13 protein-coding genes, 1 tRNA gene and 1 pseudogene are annotated in these 18,886 nt (G+C 70.3%); 7 read left to right on the forward strand and 8 right to left on the reverse strand.

Going from position 1 to position 18,886, the window contains the following annotated elements; translation table 11 throughout:
• Nucleotides 1–367: 367 nt before the first annotated feature.
• The 3 genes and pseudogenes from IEJ02_RS30835 (at nt 368) to afsR (ending at nt 4,932) form a co-directional block, all read left to right on the forward strand.
• Nucleotides 368–1,171, forward strand: coding sequence for an AfsR/SARP family transcriptional regulator (locus tag IEJ02_RS30835; protein ID WP_317985966.1), 804 nt, complete (start codon nt 368–370; stop codon nt 1,169–1,171).
• Nucleotides 1,168–1,830: pseudogene (locus IEJ02_RS50510) on the forward strand (AfsR/SARP family transcriptional regulator); the annotation flags it as partial. The gene IEJ02_RS30835 and the pseudogene IEJ02_RS50510, both read left to right, overlap by 4 nt.
• 75 nt (nt 1,831–1,905) lie before the next feature.
• A complete protein-coding gene (gene afsR / locus IEJ02_RS30840) occupies nt 1,906–4,932 on the forward strand; it encodes an SARP-family global regulator AfsR (RefSeq protein ID WP_370467158.1) in 3,027 nt (1,008 codons plus the stop codon).
• Here afsR and IEJ02_RS30845 read toward each other — a convergent pair.
• A complete protein-coding gene (locus IEJ02_RS30845) occupies nt 4,889–5,527 on the reverse strand; it encodes an ANTAR domain-containing response regulator (RefSeq protein ID WP_191067827.1) in 639 nt (212 codons plus the stop codon). The genes afsR and IEJ02_RS30845 overlap by 44 nt on opposite strands.
• Before the next feature lie 97 nt (nt 5,528–5,624).
• On the opposite strand from IEJ02_RS30845, the gene IEJ02_RS30850 reads away from it, so the two are divergent.
• Nucleotides 5,625–5,698, forward strand: a tRNA-Leu gene (locus tag IEJ02_RS30850).
• A 108-nt stretch (nt 5,699–5,806) separates the two neighbouring features.
• Nucleotides 5,807–6,580: a helix-turn-helix domain-containing protein gene (locus IEJ02_RS30855; protein WP_191067828.1), complete on the forward strand. Its 774-nt coding sequence runs from the start codon at nt 5,807–5,809 to the stop codon at nt 6,578–6,580.
• Nucleotides 6,581–6,613: 33 nt separating this feature from the next.
• Here the strand turns inward: IEJ02_RS30855 and pyk are convergent, their stop codons facing one another.
• Both pyk and IEJ02_RS30865 read right to left on the reverse strand, forming a co-directional pair.
• On the reverse strand, nt 6,614–8,044 hold the full coding sequence (gene pyk / locus IEJ02_RS30860) for a pyruvate kinase (protein ID WP_191067829.1): 1,431 nt from the start codon (nt 8,042–8,044) through the stop codon (nt 6,614–6,616).
• A 157-nt stretch (nt 8,045–8,201) separates the two neighbouring features.
• The gene (locus IEJ02_RS30865; protein ID WP_191067830.1) at nt 8,202–8,942 is read right to left on the reverse strand and encodes an SIMPL domain-containing protein; all 741 of its coding nucleotides are present in this window, start codon (nt 8,940–8,942) and stop codon (nt 8,202–8,204) included.
• Nucleotides 8,943–9,047: 105 nt separating this feature from the next.
• Between IEJ02_RS30865 and IEJ02_RS30870 the strand changes: the two genes are divergently transcribed.
• Complete coding sequence (locus IEJ02_RS30870; protein WP_191067831.1) at nt 9,048–10,844, forward strand: bifunctional metallophosphatase/5'-nucleotidase; 1,797 nt, start codon at nt 9,048–9,050, stop codon at nt 10,842–10,844.
• Nucleotides 10,845–10,959: 115 nt separating this feature from the next.
• Here the strand turns inward: IEJ02_RS30870 and IEJ02_RS30875 are convergent, their stop codons facing one another.
• Nucleotides 10,960–11,898, reverse strand: a complete 939-nt coding sequence (locus IEJ02_RS30875) for an NADP-dependent oxidoreductase (protein WP_191067832.1) — start codon at nt 11,896–11,898, stop codon at nt 10,960–10,962.
• A 115-nt stretch (nt 11,899–12,013) separates the two neighbouring features.
• Between IEJ02_RS30875 and IEJ02_RS30880 the strand changes: the two genes are divergently transcribed.
• Nucleotides 12,014–12,580, forward strand: a complete 567-nt coding sequence (locus tag IEJ02_RS30880; RefSeq protein ID WP_191067833.1) for a TetR family transcriptional regulator — start codon at nt 12,014–12,016, stop codon at nt 12,578–12,580.
• 42 nt (nt 12,581–12,622) lie between these two features.
• Here IEJ02_RS30880 and IEJ02_RS30885 read toward each other — a convergent pair whose 3' ends face one another.
• From IEJ02_RS30885 to pepN, 4 genes are all read right to left on the reverse strand, one after another.
• The gene (locus IEJ02_RS30885) at nt 12,623–14,116 is read right to left on the reverse strand and encodes a lysine N(6)-hydroxylase/L-ornithine N(5)-oxygenase family protein (RefSeq protein WP_191067834.1); all 1,494 of its coding nucleotides are present in this window, start codon (nt 14,114–14,116) and stop codon (nt 12,623–12,625) included.
• Nucleotides 14,113–15,513, reverse strand: a complete 1,401-nt coding sequence (locus tag IEJ02_RS30890; protein WP_191067835.1) for a pyridoxal phosphate-dependent decarboxylase family protein — start codon at nt 15,511–15,513, stop codon at nt 14,113–14,115. Before IEJ02_RS30890 ends, IEJ02_RS30885 begins: the two co-directional genes overlap by 4 nt.
• 176 nt (nt 15,514–15,689) lie before the next feature.
• A complete protein-coding gene (locus IEJ02_RS30895; RefSeq protein ID WP_191067836.1) occupies nt 15,690–15,923 on the reverse strand; it encodes a hypothetical protein in 234 nt (77 codons plus the stop codon).
• Between the two features lie 313 nt (nt 15,924–16,236).
• Nucleotides 16,237–18,843 carry an aminopeptidase N gene (gene pepN / locus IEJ02_RS30900; protein ID WP_191067837.1) on the reverse strand — a complete coding sequence of 869 codons (2,607 nt, stop codon included), beginning with the start codon at nt 18,841–18,843 and terminating at the stop codon, nt 16,237–16,239.
• Nucleotides 18,844–18,886: the final 43 nt, after the last annotated feature.

Consider the following 18,886-nt stretch of genomic DNA (forward strand, 5'->3'; position numbering starts at 1 on the left):
CCCCATGCGGGCCTTGGTAGGAGGCCCGGATCACTTCACGAACGCACGGCGAGTCAGAAATGAAGGTAGCCGAAGTAGCCTGAGTTGGGCCAGAGTTACCAGGAAAACACAGCAAGGCAGGGCTCCCGGGCTACCACCCCCGGAAGGCCCTGCCTGATTGCACGCTGGACTAGGCATGCCGCAAGCGCGCTGGTCTACCAGAGTGCCCGCATCATGTGGACGATTGATGAACGTCTTGATACGGCAGCACCCTCCGCACTCTCCCTTGATCTCCCTCTGATTCCGCTCTGCTCTCGCTCTACAGTCACTTAATGCCTACTAAGTGTACTGCTAGGCTGGCTTTCATCAATCGCCGATCGTGGGAGGGGTGAAGGCGATTTCCCTCCAGTTCCGACTCCTGGGCCCCGTTGAGGCGAGTCGTAACGGCGAGCACGTCACCTTGGGTCCTCCCCAACGGCGAGCGGTTCTCGCCATCCTGCTTCTCTCAGCACGACAAGCCGTCACGATCGCCGCTTTGCGGGAGCGCATCTGGCCAGGCCCGCCTCCGGCATCCGCCACGCAGGCCCTGCATGTGCACATCCACCATCTGCGGCAGCTGCTGGGTCAGTTCACCCACGGAACGAACGGCGGCGCACCTCGCCTGGCGACCCATCCGGGCCACATCCCGGAACAGGTGAGCTACGTCCTGCACACCACCCCGGACTCCGTCGACGTCACCGGCTTCCAACGTCTGCTGGAGGACGGCGAGGCAGCCCACACCGAGGGCGATACCCACACCGCTCTCACCCACTACGACACCGCACTGAGGCTGTGGCGAGGCCAGCCGTTGGCCGAGCTCCAACCCTCCGCCTATGTTCTGAGCACCCGACAGGGCCTCGCGGACATCCACCTGGATCTCAGCAAGCGGCGAGCGGCCGCCCTGTTGGAGCTGGGTGCCGCCGCCCGGGCCACAGCCGATCTCCAAAACCTGCGTACCCAGCACCCAGGTGACGAGAGCATCGTCGTCCTACTGGCCCGCGCCCTGTGCGCGACCGGGTCGGAATCCCGCGCTCTCCGGCTCGTGACCGATGAACTCGACCGCTGGGACCGCGAATACGGTCTACGGCCCCTCTCTCTCCTGGATCAGCGGAACAGCATCGTCCACGGCAGCCGTTCCAAGGGGACCTCATGAGGACAGAGGCACACCTGCTCGGCCCCGTCCAACTCGTCGTGGATGGTATCGACGTCACCCCGCCATCAGTGCGCGCCCGCACCTTCCTCACATCGCTCCTGCTGCGGTGCGGGCAGACCGTCCCTATCGAAACGCTCAGCGAAGAGCTCTGGGGCGCTTCCCCGCCTGCCACGGCGCGGGCTCAAGTGCACACCTACGCCAGCCGACTACGGAGTCGAATCGACCAGGCGGGCGGGCCGGGCGCCGGGCGCCGTCTGGTGGCGACACACTCCGTCGGCTACACCTTGTTGGCGAACCCACAGCACCTGGACCTGACCCGGTTCACCCGACTTCTCGACGACGCCAGAAGCCGGTTCGACGAGGGCCTTGACGAACGCGCACACGAACTGCTGAGCGCAGCGAACGAATTGTGGCGTGGCCCCGCCCTCACGGGCATCGCCGCCACCCCCCGACTCGCGGCCCAGGCACGACGCTTCGAAAATCTGCGCCTGGAGGCGCTGTCCCTGCGCATCGACACCGAGTTGCGTCTCGGTCGTCACACCCGGGCGATCGCCGAGCTGCGCGCACTCGCCGAAGAACATCCGGATTACGAGCCGTTCCGCGCCCAGCTCGCCCGAGCGCTGCACGAGCGCGGCCGCGCCGCTGAGGCCCCGCACAGCTTCCGGCAGGTGTTTCGCTCTCCCGCGGGCAGCCCACGGGACACGCCCTACCCGCCTGCGCCACCCCCCACAGAGATTCAGCGAACTCCGACGAGCCCATCGCCGCGCCCCCTCGCTCGCCCGGCCACCGGCCAGGAAACGCCTCACGAACCGGGGCCCCTTCGCTTCACCGTGCTCGGGCCGGTCCGGGCCATTCGAGGCGAGGAGCAGCTCAGCACCGGCTCACCGCAGCAGCGGGCACTGCTCGCCACGCTGCTGCTACGCGGCGGACAGACGGTGACCGCGCCGGAACTGATCGACGCCGTGTGGGGCGATGACCCGCCCGAGGTAGCCATCGCCGCGCTGAGAACGTACGCCTCGCGGCTACGAAAGGCTCTGGGAGCCGACTCGGATGTACTGGTCAGCGAATCCGGCGGATACGCGATCCGCACCGCACCAGGCGCACTCGATGTCGATGTAGCCGAACAGCTGGCCGCCCAGGCAGAGAAAGCGGGGCAGTCCGGCGACCGAGTCCGGGCACGAGAGCTGATCAACAAGGCGCTCAGCCTGTGGAACGGCGAGGCGCTGGCCGGACTGCCCGGTCCGTACGCGGAGACACAGCGCTCGCGTCTCGCGGAATGGCATCTCTCACTGATCGAAACACGCCTCGACCATGATCTGGAGCTCGGCCTCCACACCGAGGCGGTCCCCGAGCTCACGGCGCTGACCGCCGCACACCCGCTGCGCGAGCGTTTGCGTGAACTACTCATGCTGGCGCTCTACCGCAGCGGCCGACAGGCCGAGGCATTGGCCGTCTACGCCGACACCCGGAGGCTGCTGGCCGAGGAACTCGGCGTGGACCCGTTGCCGGAACTCAGCGATTTGCAGCAGCGCATCCTCGAGGCGGACAAGACATTACTTCCCTCCGGCACGCCGGAAAGCGACCGAGCCGACCCGGCACCCCCGCCACCGGTCCCCCTCCAACTCCCGGCCGACACACCTGACTTCACCGGCAGCACCACATTCGTCCATGAGCTGAGCGAGCAACTGGCCACCCCCAACGGACGCGCCACCGCCGTATGGGCCATCCACGGGATCGCCGGAATCGGCAAGACGGCACTGGCCGTCCACATAGCGCACGCCGCGCGTCACCTCTTCCCCGACGGACAGCTCTATGTCGACCTCCAGGGCTCGACGCCGACCGCCGCCGCCCCAGGAGCCGTCCTGGGCTCCTTCCTCCGCGCCCTCGGCACCCCGGACCACAGCATCCCCGACGGCGTCGAGGAACGCGCCGCCCTCTATCGCTCCAAACTCGGCGGCCGCCGTGTGCTCACCCTCCTGGACAATGCGCGCGACGCTGCCCAGGTACGGCCGCTGCTGCCCGGGATCGAGGGTTGCGTCACTCTGGTCACCAGCCGTACCCGCATGATCGACCTAGCGGGCGCCCATCTCGTCGACCTCGATGTGATGAGCCCCGAGGAAGCGCTGGCACTCTTCACTCGCATCGTAGGCGTCGAGCGGGTCGAGGCGGAGCGCGACGCCGCCATGGACGTGGTGGCGGCCTGCGGCTTCCTCCCCCTCGCCGTCCGTATCGCCGCCTCCCGGCTCGTGGCACGCCGCACCTGGACCGTATCCACCCTGGCGCGCCGGCTCGGCGACGAACGACGGCGGCTGGACGAGCTACGGGCGGGCGACCTGGCAGTCAAGGCCACCTTCGAGCTGGGCTACGGTCAGCTCGAAGCGCAGCAGGCCCGGGCGTTCCGGCTGCTGGGGCTGGCGGACGGCCCGGACATCTCGCTCACGGCGGCCGCTGCCGTCCTCGACATGGATGTTTCTGACGCCGAGGACCAACTCGAATCCCTCGTCGATACCTCTCTGCTGGATTCCGTAGTACCCGGTCGCTACCGCTACCAGGACCTCGTACGCCTCTTCGCCCGAGCCTGCGCCGAGCGTGATGAGCGACCAGCGGACCGGGACGCGGCCGTGAGCCGCCTACTCGACTTCTATCTCGCCACGACGGCAGGTGTGTACGCACGGGAACGACCCGGCGACCGGCTGATCAAGCACCTCGCGCCCACCAGCCACCCGGGCCTCGCCTTCCCGGACGACGACGCCGCACTCGACTGGCTCTTCAGCGAGGGCGACTGCTTGTTGGCATGTGCCGCTCAGGCCGGCTCCGGCGCAACGCTGCGCCGCGCGACCGACCTGCTTCTGATCGCGTCCGACCTCGCCGAGTCCGGATCCCACACCCACCGGTACGCGGCCCTGGCCGCAAAACTCAGCGCGACCGCCCAGGCCAGCGGAGACCCGCAGGCCGAAAGCCGCGCACGGAGCGCCCTGGCCCGCGCCCTCAGCCTGCGCGGACAGCACCAGGAAGCCGACGAACAGGCGCGGCAGGCCATGCGCATCGGCCGCGCGGTGGAGGACCCGGCCGTTATCGGCCGCCTCCCGAATCTGCGCGGTGTGACCGCGATCCTTCTGAAACGGTTCGACGAGGCGGAGGCCCACCTCCTCGAGGCCATAGACGCCTTCCGCGCCGACCAGGACCGACCCGGTGAGGCTGCGGCGCTGTGCAACCTGTCCCGGGTTCACATCGAGTTGGGTCGCACCATGAATGCGATCGACGTAGCCCAGCAAGGCGTCAGGATCTACGAGAGCCTGGGGCTCGGCCTGCGCCTCGCAAACGGAAAGTACGCGCTCGGCCAGGCACTGATCTCGGCCGGGCGGGGTCCGGAAGCACTGGAAGCGCTCACCGATGCGGTCAGCCTCTTCCACGAGAGCCGCCAGCGTCTGTGGGAAGGAATGACCCACCACCGGCTGGCGGAGGTCCAGCTCGCACTTCACCATCCGGCAGAGGCCGCCGCACATGCCGAGCAGGCCCTCGCCCTGGGCGCAATCGGCGGCGAATGGCGCCGCGCCGTCGTCCTCACCCTGCTGGGCAAGGCCCTGATGGAACTCGGAGAGGGCGATCGTGCCGAGGCCTGCTGGCGCAAGGCACTCTCCATCCACGACGAGCTGGGAACGGCCGAGGCGGACGAGGTGCGCCTGCTGCTCGGCCGACTGGCCCAGCACGTCCTCCCTATTGCTGGGACTGCTGCTTCTTCTCCGCCGCGTCCTCGATGACGGCCTCCGCCACCTGCTGCATCGACAGCCGGCGGTCCATCGAGGTCTTCTGGATCCAGCGGAAGGCGGCGGGCTCGGTCAGCCCGTACTGGGTCTGAAGGATGCTCTTGGCCCGGTCGACCAGCTTGCGGGTTTCCAGCCGCTGGGAGAGGTCGGCGACCTCCTGCTCCAGGGTCTTCAGCTCGGTGAAGCGGGAGACGGCCATCTCGATGGCCGGAACCACATCGCTCTTGCTGAACGGCTTCACGAGATACGCCATCGCCCCGGCGTCCCGGGCCCGCTCGACCAGTTCGCGCTGCGAGAACGCGGTGAGCATGAGGACGGGCGCGATGCGGTCGGCCGCGATCCGCTCGGCGGCGGAGATGCCGTCGAGCACCGGCATCTTCACATCGAGGATGACGAGGTCGGGGTGGTACTCCTGGGCGAGCGCGACAGCCGTCTCCCCATCGCCCGCCTCGCCGACGACGGAGTACCCCTCCTCTTCGAGCATCTCCTTCAGGTCGAGGCGGATGAGGGCCTCGTCCTCGGCGATGACGACGCGGGTTGTCTGCGGTGGGACGTGCGACTGCGCGTCGGGGGCGTCAGCGGTGCTCACTGTGCTCCTCGTTTTCCTGGCAGGTGGGCACCACGAGCCTACCTATCTCCTGTATGGTTGGAGCACGGAGGGGGCGCCGCCACCTTCGATTCGTAAGGCCCCGGTACTCCAACGGTTAGAGAGACGGTGCTCAAACCACCGACAGTGTGGGTTCGAATCCCACTCGGGGCACTTACCTTAAATTCCAAGGTCACCGAATATTTGACCTCTTTCACCCGATGAAGTGAACAATCCTTCGAGCGGGCACACGAAAGTCAGACTGCGGCCAGGCTCGCAATCGTGTACGACATCGCAACACGTAAGCGCGCCATCGCCTTAGTCCGCCAGGGCTTCAGCATCAATGCGGTAAGCAAGCAAACCGGAGTATCGCGATCCGCTATTGCCCGCTGGCAAGTCAACATCGAACCTGTCTCGCTCAAGTCCGAATGCCCAAGATGCTCGCCTCTGGGCCATCTCCAAGACGTCGCCGAGACGTATGCCTATCTGCTCGGACTGTATCTGGGCGACGGACACATCATTCAGTACTCCCAGCATCGCGCCCCGAGCCTCATGGTCGCTTGCAGCGAGGCATGGCCAGGGCTGATTGCCGAGTGCGAGGCAGCGATGCGGGCGGTCTTCCCGAACAACTCGGTCTGTCGGGTCCGCCGGACAGGCTGCCACAACGTGAAGGTCTACTCACAGCACCTGTGGTGCATGTTCCCGCAACACGGCGTCGGCAAGAAGCATGAGCGGCCCATCGTCCTGGAAGCCTGGCAACAACAGATCGTGGACCGTCACCCATGGGAGTTCATCCGTGGGCTCTTCCACTCCGACGGTTGCCGGATCACCAACTGGACCACCCGCCTCGTCGCGGGCGAACGCAAGCGCTACGAATACCCCCGGTACTTCTTCACCAACAAGTCCGACGACATCCGCAAGCTCTGCTCCGACACCCTCACCAAGGTCGGCGTTGAGTGGACGACACTCGCGCGCGGCAGCGATCCGTTCAACATCTCCGTCGCCCGCCGGGCTTCCGTCGCCCTCATGGACAAGCACGTCGGGCCGAAGTACTGAACCAGTACTTCGGCCCCAAGGAGCGAGGCTCGGCTACCTCAGGTCGTCCGCGCCGATGTGGTGGACGCGGACCAGATTGGTGGAGCCCGAGACACCGGGCGGGGAACCGGCCGTGATGATGACCAGGTCGCCCTTCTTGCAGCGGCCGAGGCGCAGCAGTTCCTCGTCCACCTGGGCCACCATCTCGTCCGTGGAATCGACCATCGGACCCAGGAAGGTCTCCACGCCCCAGGTCAGATTGAGCTGGGAGCGGGTGCCCGGCTCCGGGGTGAAGGCCAGCAGCGGGATCGGGGAGCGGTAGCGGGAGAGGCGGCGGACGGTGTCGCCGGACTGGGTGAAGGCGACGAGGAACTTCGCGCCGAGGAAGTCCCCCATCTCGGCCGCCGCGCGGGCCACCGCGCCGCCCTGGGTGCGGGGCTTGCTGCGCTCGGTGAGCGGGGGCAGGCCCTTGGCGAGGATGTCCTCCTCGGCGGCGACGACGATGCGGCCCATCGTCTTGACCGTGACGATCGGGTACTTGCCGACGCTGGTCTCGCCCGAGAGCATCACCGCGTCCGTGCCGTCGATCACCGCGTTGGCCACGTCGGACGCCTCGGCCCGGGTGGGGCGGGAGTTCTCGATCATCGAGTCGAGCATCTGGGTGGCGACGATCACCGGCTTGGCGTTCCGCTTGGCCAGCTTGATCGCGCGCTTCTGGACGATCGGTACCTGCTCCAGCGGCATCTCCACGCCGAGGTCGCCGCGGGCGACCATGATGCCGTCGAAGGCGTCGACGATCCCCTCGAGGTTCTCCACCGCCTGCGGCTTCTCGATCTTGGCGATGACGGGCAGCCGGCGGTCCTCCTCGTCCATGACCCGGTGGACGTCCACGATGTCGTTGCCGTTGCGGACGAAGGAGAGGGCGATGACATCGGCGCCGATGCGCAGGGCCCAGCGCAGGTCCTCGATGTCCTTCTTGGACAGCGCGGGGACGGAGACGGCCACACCGGGGAGGTTGAGCCCCTTGTGGTCGGAGATCATGCCGCCCTCGATGGCGATGGTGTGCACCCGGGGGCCGTCGATGTCGACGACCTCCAGGGTGACCCGGCCGTCGTCGACGAGGATCCGCTCACCCTTGCTGACGTCGCCGGCCAGCCCCTCGTAGGTGGTACCGCAGCGGAACCGGTCGCCCTCGATGGGTTCGACGGTGATGATGAACTCATCCCCGCGTTCAAGGAGTACGGGCCCTTCACGGAAACGGCCGAGCCGAATCTTCGGACCTTGAAGGTCGGCCAGGATGCCGACGCTGCGGCCGGTCTCCAGCGAGGCTTTGCGCACTCGCCGATAACGCTCCTCGTGCTCGGCATAGGTGCCGTGGCTGAGGTTGAAGCGGGCCACGTCCATTCCGGCCTCGATGAGTGCCTTGATCTGCTCGTACGAGTCGGTGGCGGGTCCCAAGGTACAGACGATTTTTGCTCGGCGCATGATGCCGAGCCTATGACTTACCGGCGAGTAAAGAACCGGGAACTTCACACTCCTCCATGGCCTTTGGATGGCAGGTTATTGACAACTAATGAAACGTGCAGCGGGCCGCTCCGATGAGCGTTTCGGAGGGTGGCTCCGGGGCTCCGGAGGAGGCGTTTCAGAGCTCGGGCGGGGTCATGGTAAAGCGCGCGTTGACGTGCGCGTACACCGTCTGGCGCTGCGGCTCGAGGTCGAGCGCGGCCACGGCGTCCCGGTCGGCGGGGTCGCCGTAGCCGGACCGGGCGCGCGGGGCGGCGACCGCCACGGGCTGGAACGGGCCCTCCTCCGCCTCGAGGTCGGCGAGCTCGGTGAGCGCCACCAGCCGGGCGCCGAGCGCCCCGGCGTACTCGCGGGCCCGCTGCACCGCCTCGCGCACCGCCTGCTGCCGGGCCCGGCCGTACGCGGGCGAGTCGGGGCGCAGCCCCCACCAAGGGCCGTCGACGCGGGTGAGCTCGAGGTCGGCGAGGCGGGTGGTGAGCTCGCCCAGGGCGGTGAAGTCGGTGAGGGCCGCGGTCAGGTGCACCCGGCCGTGGTAGGCCCGTACGCGCTCGTGGCGGCTCTTGGGGCTGATCTCGGGGGTGACCGAGAAGGCGCCGGTCTCCAGCTTCTCGACCGCCTCACCGTAGGACTTCACCAGCTCCAGGACCTGGTTGTTGCGGCGGGTGAGGTCCTCCAGCGCGGCGCGCCGGTCGGCGCCGCGGGCGCTGACGGTGATGGTGAGCCGGGCGATCTCGGGGTCGACCTCCAGGGTCGCCTCGCCGCGGACGGCGACGCGCGGGGTGTCGGGGGTGCCGTACGGCAGGGGCGCGGCGGGCCGCGGCGGAGGGCCGGGCTGGGCGGGCTGCGGCGGCTGGTCCATGGCGGCTCCCGGTCGGGTGTGCGAGGGCTGGTGCGAAGCGGTGCGGTTGGGCCAGAATCTACGCGCGTTGTGCCCAATTCGCAGGTATCTCAGGGGAGATCAGCCATGCCGCTCAACCGTCGGAAGTTCCTCGGCCGCACCGCGGCGACCAGTGCGGGGGCCGCCCTCGCCTCCGCCGCGGCCGCCGTCCCGGCGGAGGCGCGGGGCCACGGGCGGCCCCGGCGGCGGTACGCCTTCACCGTGCTGGGCACGACCGATCTGCACGGCAACGTCTTCAACTGGGACTACTTCACCGATGCCGAGTTCGACGACGCGGCGCACAACGATGTGGGCCTGGCGAAGATCTCCACGCTGGTCGACCAGGTCCGTAAGGAGAAGGGCCGCCGCAATACGCTGCTGATCGACGCGGGCGACACCATCCAGGGCACCCAGCTGTCGTACTACTACGCCCGGGTGGACCCGATCACCGGGGAAGGCGGCCCGGTGCATCCCATGGCGCGGGCGATGAACGCGATCGGCTATGACGCGGCGGCGCTGGGCAACCATGAGTTCAACTACGGCATCCCGGTGCTGCGGAAGTTCGAGGAGCAGTGCGACTTCCCTCTGCTGGGGGCGAACGCGCTGGACGCGAAGACGCTGCGGCCCGCCTTCCCGCCGTACTGGATGACGCGGCTGCGCACCCCGTGCGGACGGGATGTGAGGGTGGCGGTGCTGGGGCTGACCAACCCGGGCATCGCGATCTGGGACAAGGCCAATGTGCAGGGCAAGATGACCTTCCCGGGCCTGGAGGAGCAGGCGGCGAAGTGGGTGCCGCGGCTGCGGTCGATGGGCGCGGACGTGGTGATCGTCTCGGCGCATTCGGGGACCAGCGGCACCTCCAGCTACGGCGACCAGGTGCCGTATGTGGAGAACGCGGCGGCACTGGTGGCCGAGAAGGTGGCGGGGATCGACGCGATCCTGGTGGGCCACGCGCATGTGGAGATCCCCGAGTCACGGGTGGTCAACAAGGAGACCGGACGCGAGGTCGTACTGTCGGAACCGCTCAAGTGGGGTCAGCGGCTGACCCTCTTCGACTTCGAGCTGGAGTGGGAGCGGGGCCGCTGGCAGGTGGCGTCGGTGTCGGCGAAGGTGCTGAACTCCAACACGGCCGAGGAGGACCCGCGGATCGAGCGGCTGCTCGACGCCGAGCACAAGAAGGTCGTCGGCTATGTGAACCAGGTGATCGGCACCTGCTCGGCGGCGATGACGGCCACCGAGGCGCCGTACAAGGACGCGCCGATCGTGGACTTCATCAACCATGTGCAGGCGGAGACGGTGAAGGCGGCGCTGGCGGGGACGGAGTACGCGGAGCTGCCGGTGCTCTCGCAGGCGTCCTGCTTCTCCCGTACGGCGGCGATCCCGGCCGGGGAGGTCACGATCCGGCAGGTGGCGGGGTTGTATCCGTTCGAGAACACCCTGGAGGCGCGGGTGCTGACGGGCGCCCAGCTCAAGGACTATCTGGAGTTCTCGGCGCGCTACTACGTCCAGACCCCGGCGGGCGGCGATGTGGACCCCGCGAAGCTGACGAACGCCTCGGACATCCCGGACTACAACTACGACGCGGTCGGCGGCCTCCGTTACGAGATCGACATCGCGAAGGCGCCGGGCTCGCGGATCGCGAAGCTCAGCTTCGACGGCAAGCCGGTCGACGAGAAGGCGCGGTTCGTGCTGGCGGTCAACAACTACCGGGCGAGCGGGGGCGGCAACTTCCCTCATGTGGCCTCCGCGAAGCAGGTGTGGGCCAATTCGGAGGAGATCCGGAACACGATCATCGCCTGGGTACGGGCGAAGGGGACGATCGATGTGTCGCGGTTCGGGTCGGTGGACTGGAAGCTGACCCGGGACGGCGTTCCGGTGTTCTAGGGCGCGTTCGGGGGTATCGCCGTGCTTCGAGCGCCCGCACGTCGTACGCGGGTGCCTCACGCTGTTCCGGCGGGCCGCCGCACCGGAACAGCGTGAGCCGACAGCGGCACGGCGGTCACCCGGTCGTGATGACGAGCTTGCCGCCCTTGAGTGTGCCGCGTTCGAACTCCGTGAGCGCCGCGATCGCTTGGGTGAGCGGCACCGTGCGAGCGATCGGCAGCCGCAGCGTTCCCTGCCCGGCAGCTCGCGCGACCTCCTCGAGGTCCTTCGTGACGGCTTGGGCGATCAACACCTTGAAGGGGCCCGGCAGGGCACTTCTCGCGAACTTCGCGGGAGTGGGGGTGATGTCGATGATGCGGCCGCCGGACTTCAGCAATGTCTGCGCCGCCTTGATCGGGAGCGTTCCCGCCGTGTCGAGGACGATGTCGAATCGTCCTCTGAGCGTCGTCGGGTCGAAGTCGAACTCGACGATCGGGTCGACGCCGAGGTCGCGCGCGTCCCGCGTGGCGGTGGCGCGGCAGCTGCCTCCCACCGAGGCGCCGTGCGCCGAGGCTAGCTGGACGGCGGATCGGCCCACTCCGCCGAGGCAGCCGTGGACGAAGACGGCTTGTCCGGGGTGCGGCTTCCCCGGGTTGGTCAGGGCCTGAAGGGCGGTGATCCCGACCGTTGGGATCGCGGCGGCATCCTCGAATGAGAGATCCGCCGGCTTCTTCACGACCCCCTTCGCTTCGACGACGATCATCTCGGCGAATGCTCCCGCCGCCTTGAGCGGCGCCCCGCCGAGCACTTCATCGCCGACGCCGAGCCGAGTGACGCCGTCGCCGACCGCCTCGATGACGCCCGCGAAGTCGTGGCCCAGCCCACGTGGGAAGCGCCGGCCGGTCAGCGTCTTCATGCTGCCACTGCGGATCTTCCAGTCCATCGGGTTGGCCGCCGCCGCCCGTACCCGGACCAGAACCTCGCCGGCGCCGGGCGGCGCCGGCTCGAAGTCCTCGAGCCGCAAGACCTCGGGCCCGCCGTACTGGTGGTACTGGATGCGCTTCGCCGTGGTCATTCGCTGCCTCCACCGTGATGTCATCAGATGACATGACCCTAGCACGCCGATGTCACCTGATGACATCAGTTCCGGCAAGGCGGTGTCATCAGGTGACATCACATAAACTCGCCGCATGGGACGGTGGGAACCTGGAGCCGGTAGCCGACTGCGCGAGGCCGCGCTGGAGCTGTATCTGGAACGTGGCTTCGAGCAGACCATGGTGGCCGATATAGCCGAACGGGCCGGTGTCACCGCCCGCACCTTCTTCCGGCACTTCGCCGACAAGCGCGAGGTTCTCTTCGACGGGTCGTCCGAACTGCAGGAGAAGTCGGTTGCCGCCCTGGAGGCGGCGCCAGCCACGGCGTCGGCGCTGGACGCCATCGCGGCCGCGCTCGACGCGGTGGCCGGGATGGTCGGCGGCGACCGTGAGTTCGCGCGGACGCGGCAGACGGTGATCATGGCCAACGCCGATCTCCGCGAACGTGAGTTGATCAAGCTTGCGTCCATGTCGGCCGTCCTGGCCGACAGGTTGCGACGGCGGGGTGTTGGCGACACCGAGGCCGGCCTGGCCGCCGAGACCGGCATCGCCGTGTTCCGCGTCGCCTTCGAGCGATGGATCAACGCCACCGAGGAACGTGACTTGGCGGATGTCATCCGAGAGACGCTGACCCGGCTGCGGGCGCTGACCGCCGCCGGCTGAGGTTCGATTCCCGTCGTTCGGGGCATGCCGGCCCCGGCGCGGTCAGGTGCGCGTCGGGGCGAGGGGGGTGCGCTGGTCGGGGAGGTGCGGGTTGCCGATCACGGTGCCGCACCGCCCCGACGGCTGGAGCCCGAACGCGGTGAACGCGGTGCGGGACGGCAGCCGGTAGGCGGGGTCCGCGAGCAGCGAGTTGAGGATGACGGCGGAGCGCCAGGCGGCGAGGCCGAGGTCGGGGGTGCCGACGCCATGGGTGTGGCGCTCGGCGTTCTGGACGTACACCGAGCCCTTGATCATGGGGTCGAGGACCAGACGGTGATCGGCGTCGACGCGCGGGCGCTCGGAGGCGTCCCGGCGGATATAGGGGTCGAGGGCGGCGAGGAGGGTGTCGACGCGGCGCTCGCGGTAGCCGGTGGCGAGGACGACGGCCTCGGTGGTGTGGCGGGCCCGGGTGCCCTGCTCGGTGTGTTCCAGGTGGAGTTCGAGGCGGGCGGCGGCGATACGGCCGGCGGTGCGGACGGTGACACCGGGGGTGAGAACGGCGCCGGGCCAGCCGTCGGAGTGCAGGGCGCGGCGGTAGAGCTCGTGGTGGATCGCGTCCAGCGTCTCGTGCGCGATGCCCTTGTAGAGCTGCCACTGGCGGGGCAGCAGCTGGTCGCGGACGGGCTCGGGCAGGGTGTGGAAGTAGCGGGTGTAGTCGGGGCTGAACTGCTCCAGGCCGAGTTTGCTGTACTCCATGGGCGCGAAGGCGGGGGTGCGGGCCATCCAGTGGAGCCCTTCGGCGCCGAGGGGGCGGTTGCGCAGCAGGTCGAGGAAGACCTCGGCGCCGGACTGGCCGGAGCCGATCACGGTGACGTGGCCGGTGGCCAGAAGCCGCTCGCGGTGTTCGAGGTAGTCGGAGGAGTGGAGGACGGGGACGTTGGGGGCGTCGGCGAGCGGGCGCAGGGGTTCGGGGACGTACGGCTCGGTGCCGACGCCGAGGACGAGGTTGCGGGCGTAGACGCGGCCGAGGGCCCTGCCCTCCGCATCCGTTCCGGTCGCCTCGGGCGCGGGGGCGTCGGTGGCCGGGCCGAGCCGGGTGAAGTCGATTTCGAACAGCTCGTACTCGTGGTCCCAGCGGACGGCGTCGACGCGGTGGTCGAAGTGGAGTCCGGGGAGCCGTTCGCTGACCCAGCGGCAGTAGGCGTCGTACTCGGCGCGCTCGATGTGGAAGCGCTCGGCGACGTAGAAGGGGAACAGCCGCTCATGGGCCTTGAGGTACTGGAGGAAGGTCCAGGGGCTGCCGGGGTCGGCGAGGGTCACCAGGTCGGCGAGGAAGGGGACTTGGATGGTCGCGCCGTCGATGAGGAGGCCGGGGTGCCAGTGGAAGGCGGGCCGCTGCTCGTAGAAGGCGGTGCGCAGGGCGGGGGCGCCCTGGGCGAGGGCGGCGAGGGAGAGGTTGAACGGGCCGATGCCGATGCCGGCCAGGTCAACGGGGCGGTCGGCGGCCGTGGCGGGATCGGCGGACGCGGCGGGGTTGGGGGGGTGTTCGGTGCTCATGGGGTGGTGTTGCCTTCCACGAGTTCGAGCAGCCCGCGCAGATCGTCGGGCTGGATGTGCGGGTTGAGAACGGTGGCCTTGAGCCACAGCCCCTCGGGGGTGGCGGCGCGGCCGAGGACGGCCGCCCCGTGGTGGAGGAGGCGGCGGCGCAGCGCGGCGACGGCGGCGGGCGGTGCCCCACTGGGGCGGAAGAGGACGGTGCTGATGGTGGGGCGGGCGTAGAGCTCGAGCCCGGGGCGGGCCTCGATGAGGTCCGCGAGGTGCTGGGCGGCCGCGCAGACGTGGTCCACGAGCTCGCCGAGACCGCGGCGGCCGAGCGCCCGCAGCGTGACGGCGATCTTGAAGATGTCGGGGCGGCGGGTGGTGCGGAGCGAGCGGCCGAGCAGATCGGGCAGGCCCGCTTCGGTGTCGTCGTCGGCGTTGAGGTAGTCGGCGTGGTGGGCCAGCGCGGCGAGCGCCGCGCCGTCGGGCACGGCGAGGAGGCCGGCGGCCACCGGCTGCCAGCCGAGTTTGTGCAGGTCGAGGGCGACGGTACGGGCGCGGTCGAGCCCGTGGAGCCGCTTGTGGAGGGTGTCGCTGAAGAGGAGCGGCGCGCCGTAGGCGGCGTCGATGTGGAGGGTGGCGGCGTGGTGGTCGCAGACGTCGGCGATGTCGGGGAGCGGGTCGATGGCCCCGGTGTCGGTGGTGCCGGCGGTGGCGACGACGAGGGTGGGGGCGTCGGACGGCCGGTCCAGGGCGGTGTGGAGCGCGACCGGGTCGAGGACGCCGCCGGGGGTGGGGAGGGTCAGGGGCTCGTCCAGCCCGAGCAGCCAGGCGGCGCGCTGGACGCTGTGGTGGGCGTTGGCGCCGCGGACGATACGGAGGGGAGCGCCCTGGGCGGCCTCGCGGGCGAGGAGCAGGCCGAGCTGGTTGGATTCGGTGCCGCCGGTGGTGACGAGGGCGTCGGGCGCGGGGCCGTGGGGGTGGACGAGTTCGGCCAGGGCGCGGCAGGTCAGCGCCTCCAGCGCACAGGCGGCGGGGGCCTGGTCCCAGGAGTCGAGGGAGGGGTTGAGCGCGGAGACCGCGAGGTCGGCGGCGGTGGCGACGGCGAGTGGCGGACAGTGCAGATGGGCGGTGCAGCGGGGGTCCGCGGGTTCGGCGGCGCCATGGGCGAGGGCGCGGACGAGGCTGCGCAGCGCGTGGTGGGGCCCCTCCCCCTCGTCGGGGATGAGCGGCCGGGCCGCGCCGCGTATCCGCCGGGCCACCGCGGCCGGTCCCCCGGCCGGGAGGGGCCCACCGCGGTCGGCGGCGCCGTGGGCGAGGGCGTCGAGGACGGTGTCGACCATCGGGCGGAGCACGCCCGGTCCGCCCTGGCCCCCGGCGAGGAGGCGGGCGGTTCCGGATGCGGGCACGGGCATGGGTGTGCCCCTAGGGGTGTCTGGGCGGCGGTCAGGGCTGCCCAAATTACTTCGCGCGCCAGCGGTCCGATCCGGGGCCGGGGTCAAGTGCACCCGTACGTGGTACGGCCCGGCCGCGCGGATTGATCGGCGGGGCCGGGCCGCCCCGGGCTTGCCGCCTCGTCCGGCCCGATCGGTTACTCGATGTACCCCGTCTCGGGGTCCACCTGGGCGAGGAAGTCCCGTGCGGCCTCCTCCAGTTCCCGCGTGCTCAGGGAATCAGCTCCGTGCACACCGATGGTGAAGCCGTATCCGGGGTTGGGCCCGGTCAGCCAGGTGAGGTCGTACGTCCCGGGTTCGCCGGCGCGCTCACCGACCTCGAACCCCTCCCCGTCGACCCTCAGCTCCCACCGGCGCGCTCCTCGATCCATGCCCCTCAGTCTGCCCCGTCCCCGCCGGGGGGCGGTGGTGGTTCGGCGGCTCCCACGCCCGGCTTCGGTCCGCACGGCTCGAACGGCCCGGCTGGCCAGTCGGCATGCCCGAACCCTGCCGCGGGCACGGACTCGTCGAACGTGCTCGCGACCAGCCGGCCGTCCTGTCGGACAGCGGGCGCATCCCGCCCCGGACGGTCAGGAGGAGCGCCTCGACTTCCTCATCACCCGGCTCGCCGACGCCCCGGGCTGACCGGCCCCACGCCGCGGGCGGCGGGGCGATCGGGCGCCCCGCCGCCCGCGTCAGCGGGGGTTACTCGCCCTGCTTCTCCCGTACGCTCAGGGCGCGTCGCAGGTCGTCGATCTGGTCGGCGAGGCGGCGGCGGAGGGCGGGTACGGCGTCGGGGGACGCGAGGCACTCCTCGCCCAGGCGCAGGGTTTCGGCGTCCACGGTGCTCGGGAAGCCGAAGCGGGCGACGGTGTCGGCGATGGCGGGGCCGCGGCGGGCGCCGAGCGCGACGGCGGCCGGGAAGTAGCGCGGCACGTAGTCGGCGAGGACGTCGTGGTGCTCGGGCTGCCAGAAGCCCGCGACGGTCGCGGTGACCAGGTAGTTGGAGAGCTCGTCCCCCTGGCCATCGTTCCCCTGGCCGTCGGCGCTCTTTCCGTCCTCCCCGCCGCCGAAGATGGTCTGCCAGGCGGCCTCCTTCGCGGCGGCGTCCGGCAGCGCGGCCCGGCAGCGGGCGGCGCCCTCCTGCCCGGTGGCGCTGGAGTCGCGGGCGCGTTCGGCGTCGATGTCGGCGGGGCCGACGGCGCCGAGGACGGCGAGGCGGCCGAGGATCTGCCAGCGCAGCTCGGGGTCGAGGGCGGGGCCGCCGGGGACGGTGTCGCCGTCGAGCCAGTCGCTGAGCTCGGCGGGGGCGGTGGCGCTGCCGATGAACGTACGGACGGCGGCGAGCCGCAGCCCGTCCCCGGAGCCGTCCTCGGTGCGGCGCAGCAGATCGCGGCAGGTGGCGCTGATGGTGGCCAGGGCGGCGGGGCGCTGGTCCGCGGGGAGGTAGCGGTCGGCGATCTGGGTGCGGGCGAAGGCGAGGACGCCCTGGACGATCGCTATGTCGGTCTCGTGCGGCAGATGGGCGCGGGCGGCCTCGAGGTAGTCGGTGGCCGGGAGGTCGCCGTCGCGCACCATGTCGCGGGCGGCGTTCCAGACCACGGCGCGGCTGACGGCGTCGGGGAGGCCGGACAGCGAGCGGTGGACGGCCTTCCAGGAGCCGGGGTCGAGCCGGATCTTGGTGTAGGTGAGGTCGCCGTCGTTCAGCAGCAGCAGATCGGGGCGGGGCCCGGTGAAGGAGAGGCTGAGGCCGGGCTCGGCGCCGTCGAGTTCGGCCTCGACGCGCTCGCGCAGGACCAGCTGGTGCGGGGCGGCGGGGGCGTGGTCGTACAGGCCGATGGCGATGCGGTGCGGGCGCCGAGTGGGGACGTCCCCGTCCGGGCCGCCGCCCTGGTGGCGGATCTCGGCGCTCCAGCGGCCGCCGCCCGCGGTGACGACGGGCGCGAGGGTGTCGACGCCGGTGGTGCGCAGCCAGCGGTCGGCCCAGGCGTGGACGTCGCGGCCGGAGGAGCGGGCGAGGGAGTCGATGAAGTCGGCGAGGGTGGCGTTGCCGAAGCGGTGCCGGGTGAAGTGGTCGTTGATGCCGTCGAGGAAGGTCTTCTCGCCGAGCCAGGTGACGAGCTGGCGCAGCGCGGAGGCGCCCTTGGCGTACGAGATGCCGTCGAAGTTGAGGCGGGCGGCGGCGGTGTCGGGGACCAGCTCGGGCGCGGGCGCGACCGGGTGGGTGGAGGGGCGCTGGTCGGCGTCGTAGCCCCAGTTCTTACGGCGGACGCCGAAGTCGGCCCAGGTGTCGGTGTAGCGGGTGGTCTCGGTGAGGATCTGGTAGCCCATGTACTCGGCGAAGGACTCGTTCAGCCAGATGTCGTCCCACCACTTCATGGTGACCAGGTCGCCGAACCACATATGGGCCATCTCGTGGGCGATGACCATGGCGCGGGTCTGGCGCTCGGCGTCGGTGACGGCGGAGCGGAAGACGAACTCGTCGCGGAAGGTGACCAGGCCCGGGTTCTCCATGGCGCCGGAGTTGAACTCGGGGACGAACGCCTGGTCGTAGGAGTCGAAGGGGTACGGCTCCTCGAAGATCTCGTGGTAGCGGTCGAAGCAGCGCCGGGTGATGTCGAACAGCTCGTCGGCGTCGGCCTCGAGATAGGGCGCGAGGGAGCGGCGGACGTGCAGCCCGAAGGGGAGTCCGGCGTGCTCGGTGCGCACCGAGTGGTACGGGCCGGCGGCCAGGGCCATCAGATACGTGCTGATGGGCGGGGTGGGCGCGAGCTGCCAGCGGCCCTCCTCGGGGGCGCCGACGCGGGTGGCGATGCCGTTGCCGAGGACGGTCCACTCGGGCGGGGCGGTGACGCGGACGTCGAAGACGGCCTTGAGGTCGGGCTGGTCGAACGCGGTGAAGACGTCGTTCGCGTCCGACATGCAGCACATCGTGTAGAGGTACGTCTCGCCGTCGGCCGGGTCGGTGAAGCGGTGCATGCCCTCGCCGGTGTGGGAGTAGCGCATGTCGGTCTCGACGCGCAGTTCGTGCTCGCCCTCGCCGAGCCCGGTGAGCGGGAGCCGGCCGCCCGCGACGGCCTTGGCGGTCTCGCCGGTGAGGTCCAGCTCCCGGCCGTCGAGCACGGCCCGGTGGAGGGCGGCCGGCCGGAGTTCGGCGAAGGTGTCCGCGCCCGCCTGGCGCGCGCTGAAGCGGATGGTCGTGGTGGAGCCGAAGAGCTCCTCCCCGCGGGTGAGGTCGAGGTCGATGGTGTAGCGGTGGACCTCGATGAGGCGGGCTCGGTTCTGCGCTTCCTCGCGCGTCAGTACGGACATGGGGACATGCTGCCCTACGTGCGGCGGGCCGCACACGGGTGGG

This window comes from Streptomyces sp. 5-10 (assembly GCF_014712245.1).
In the GTDB taxonomy this organism is placed as follows: Bacteria; Actinomycetota; Actinomycetes; order Streptomycetales; family Streptomycetaceae; genus Streptomyces; species Streptomyces violaceusniger.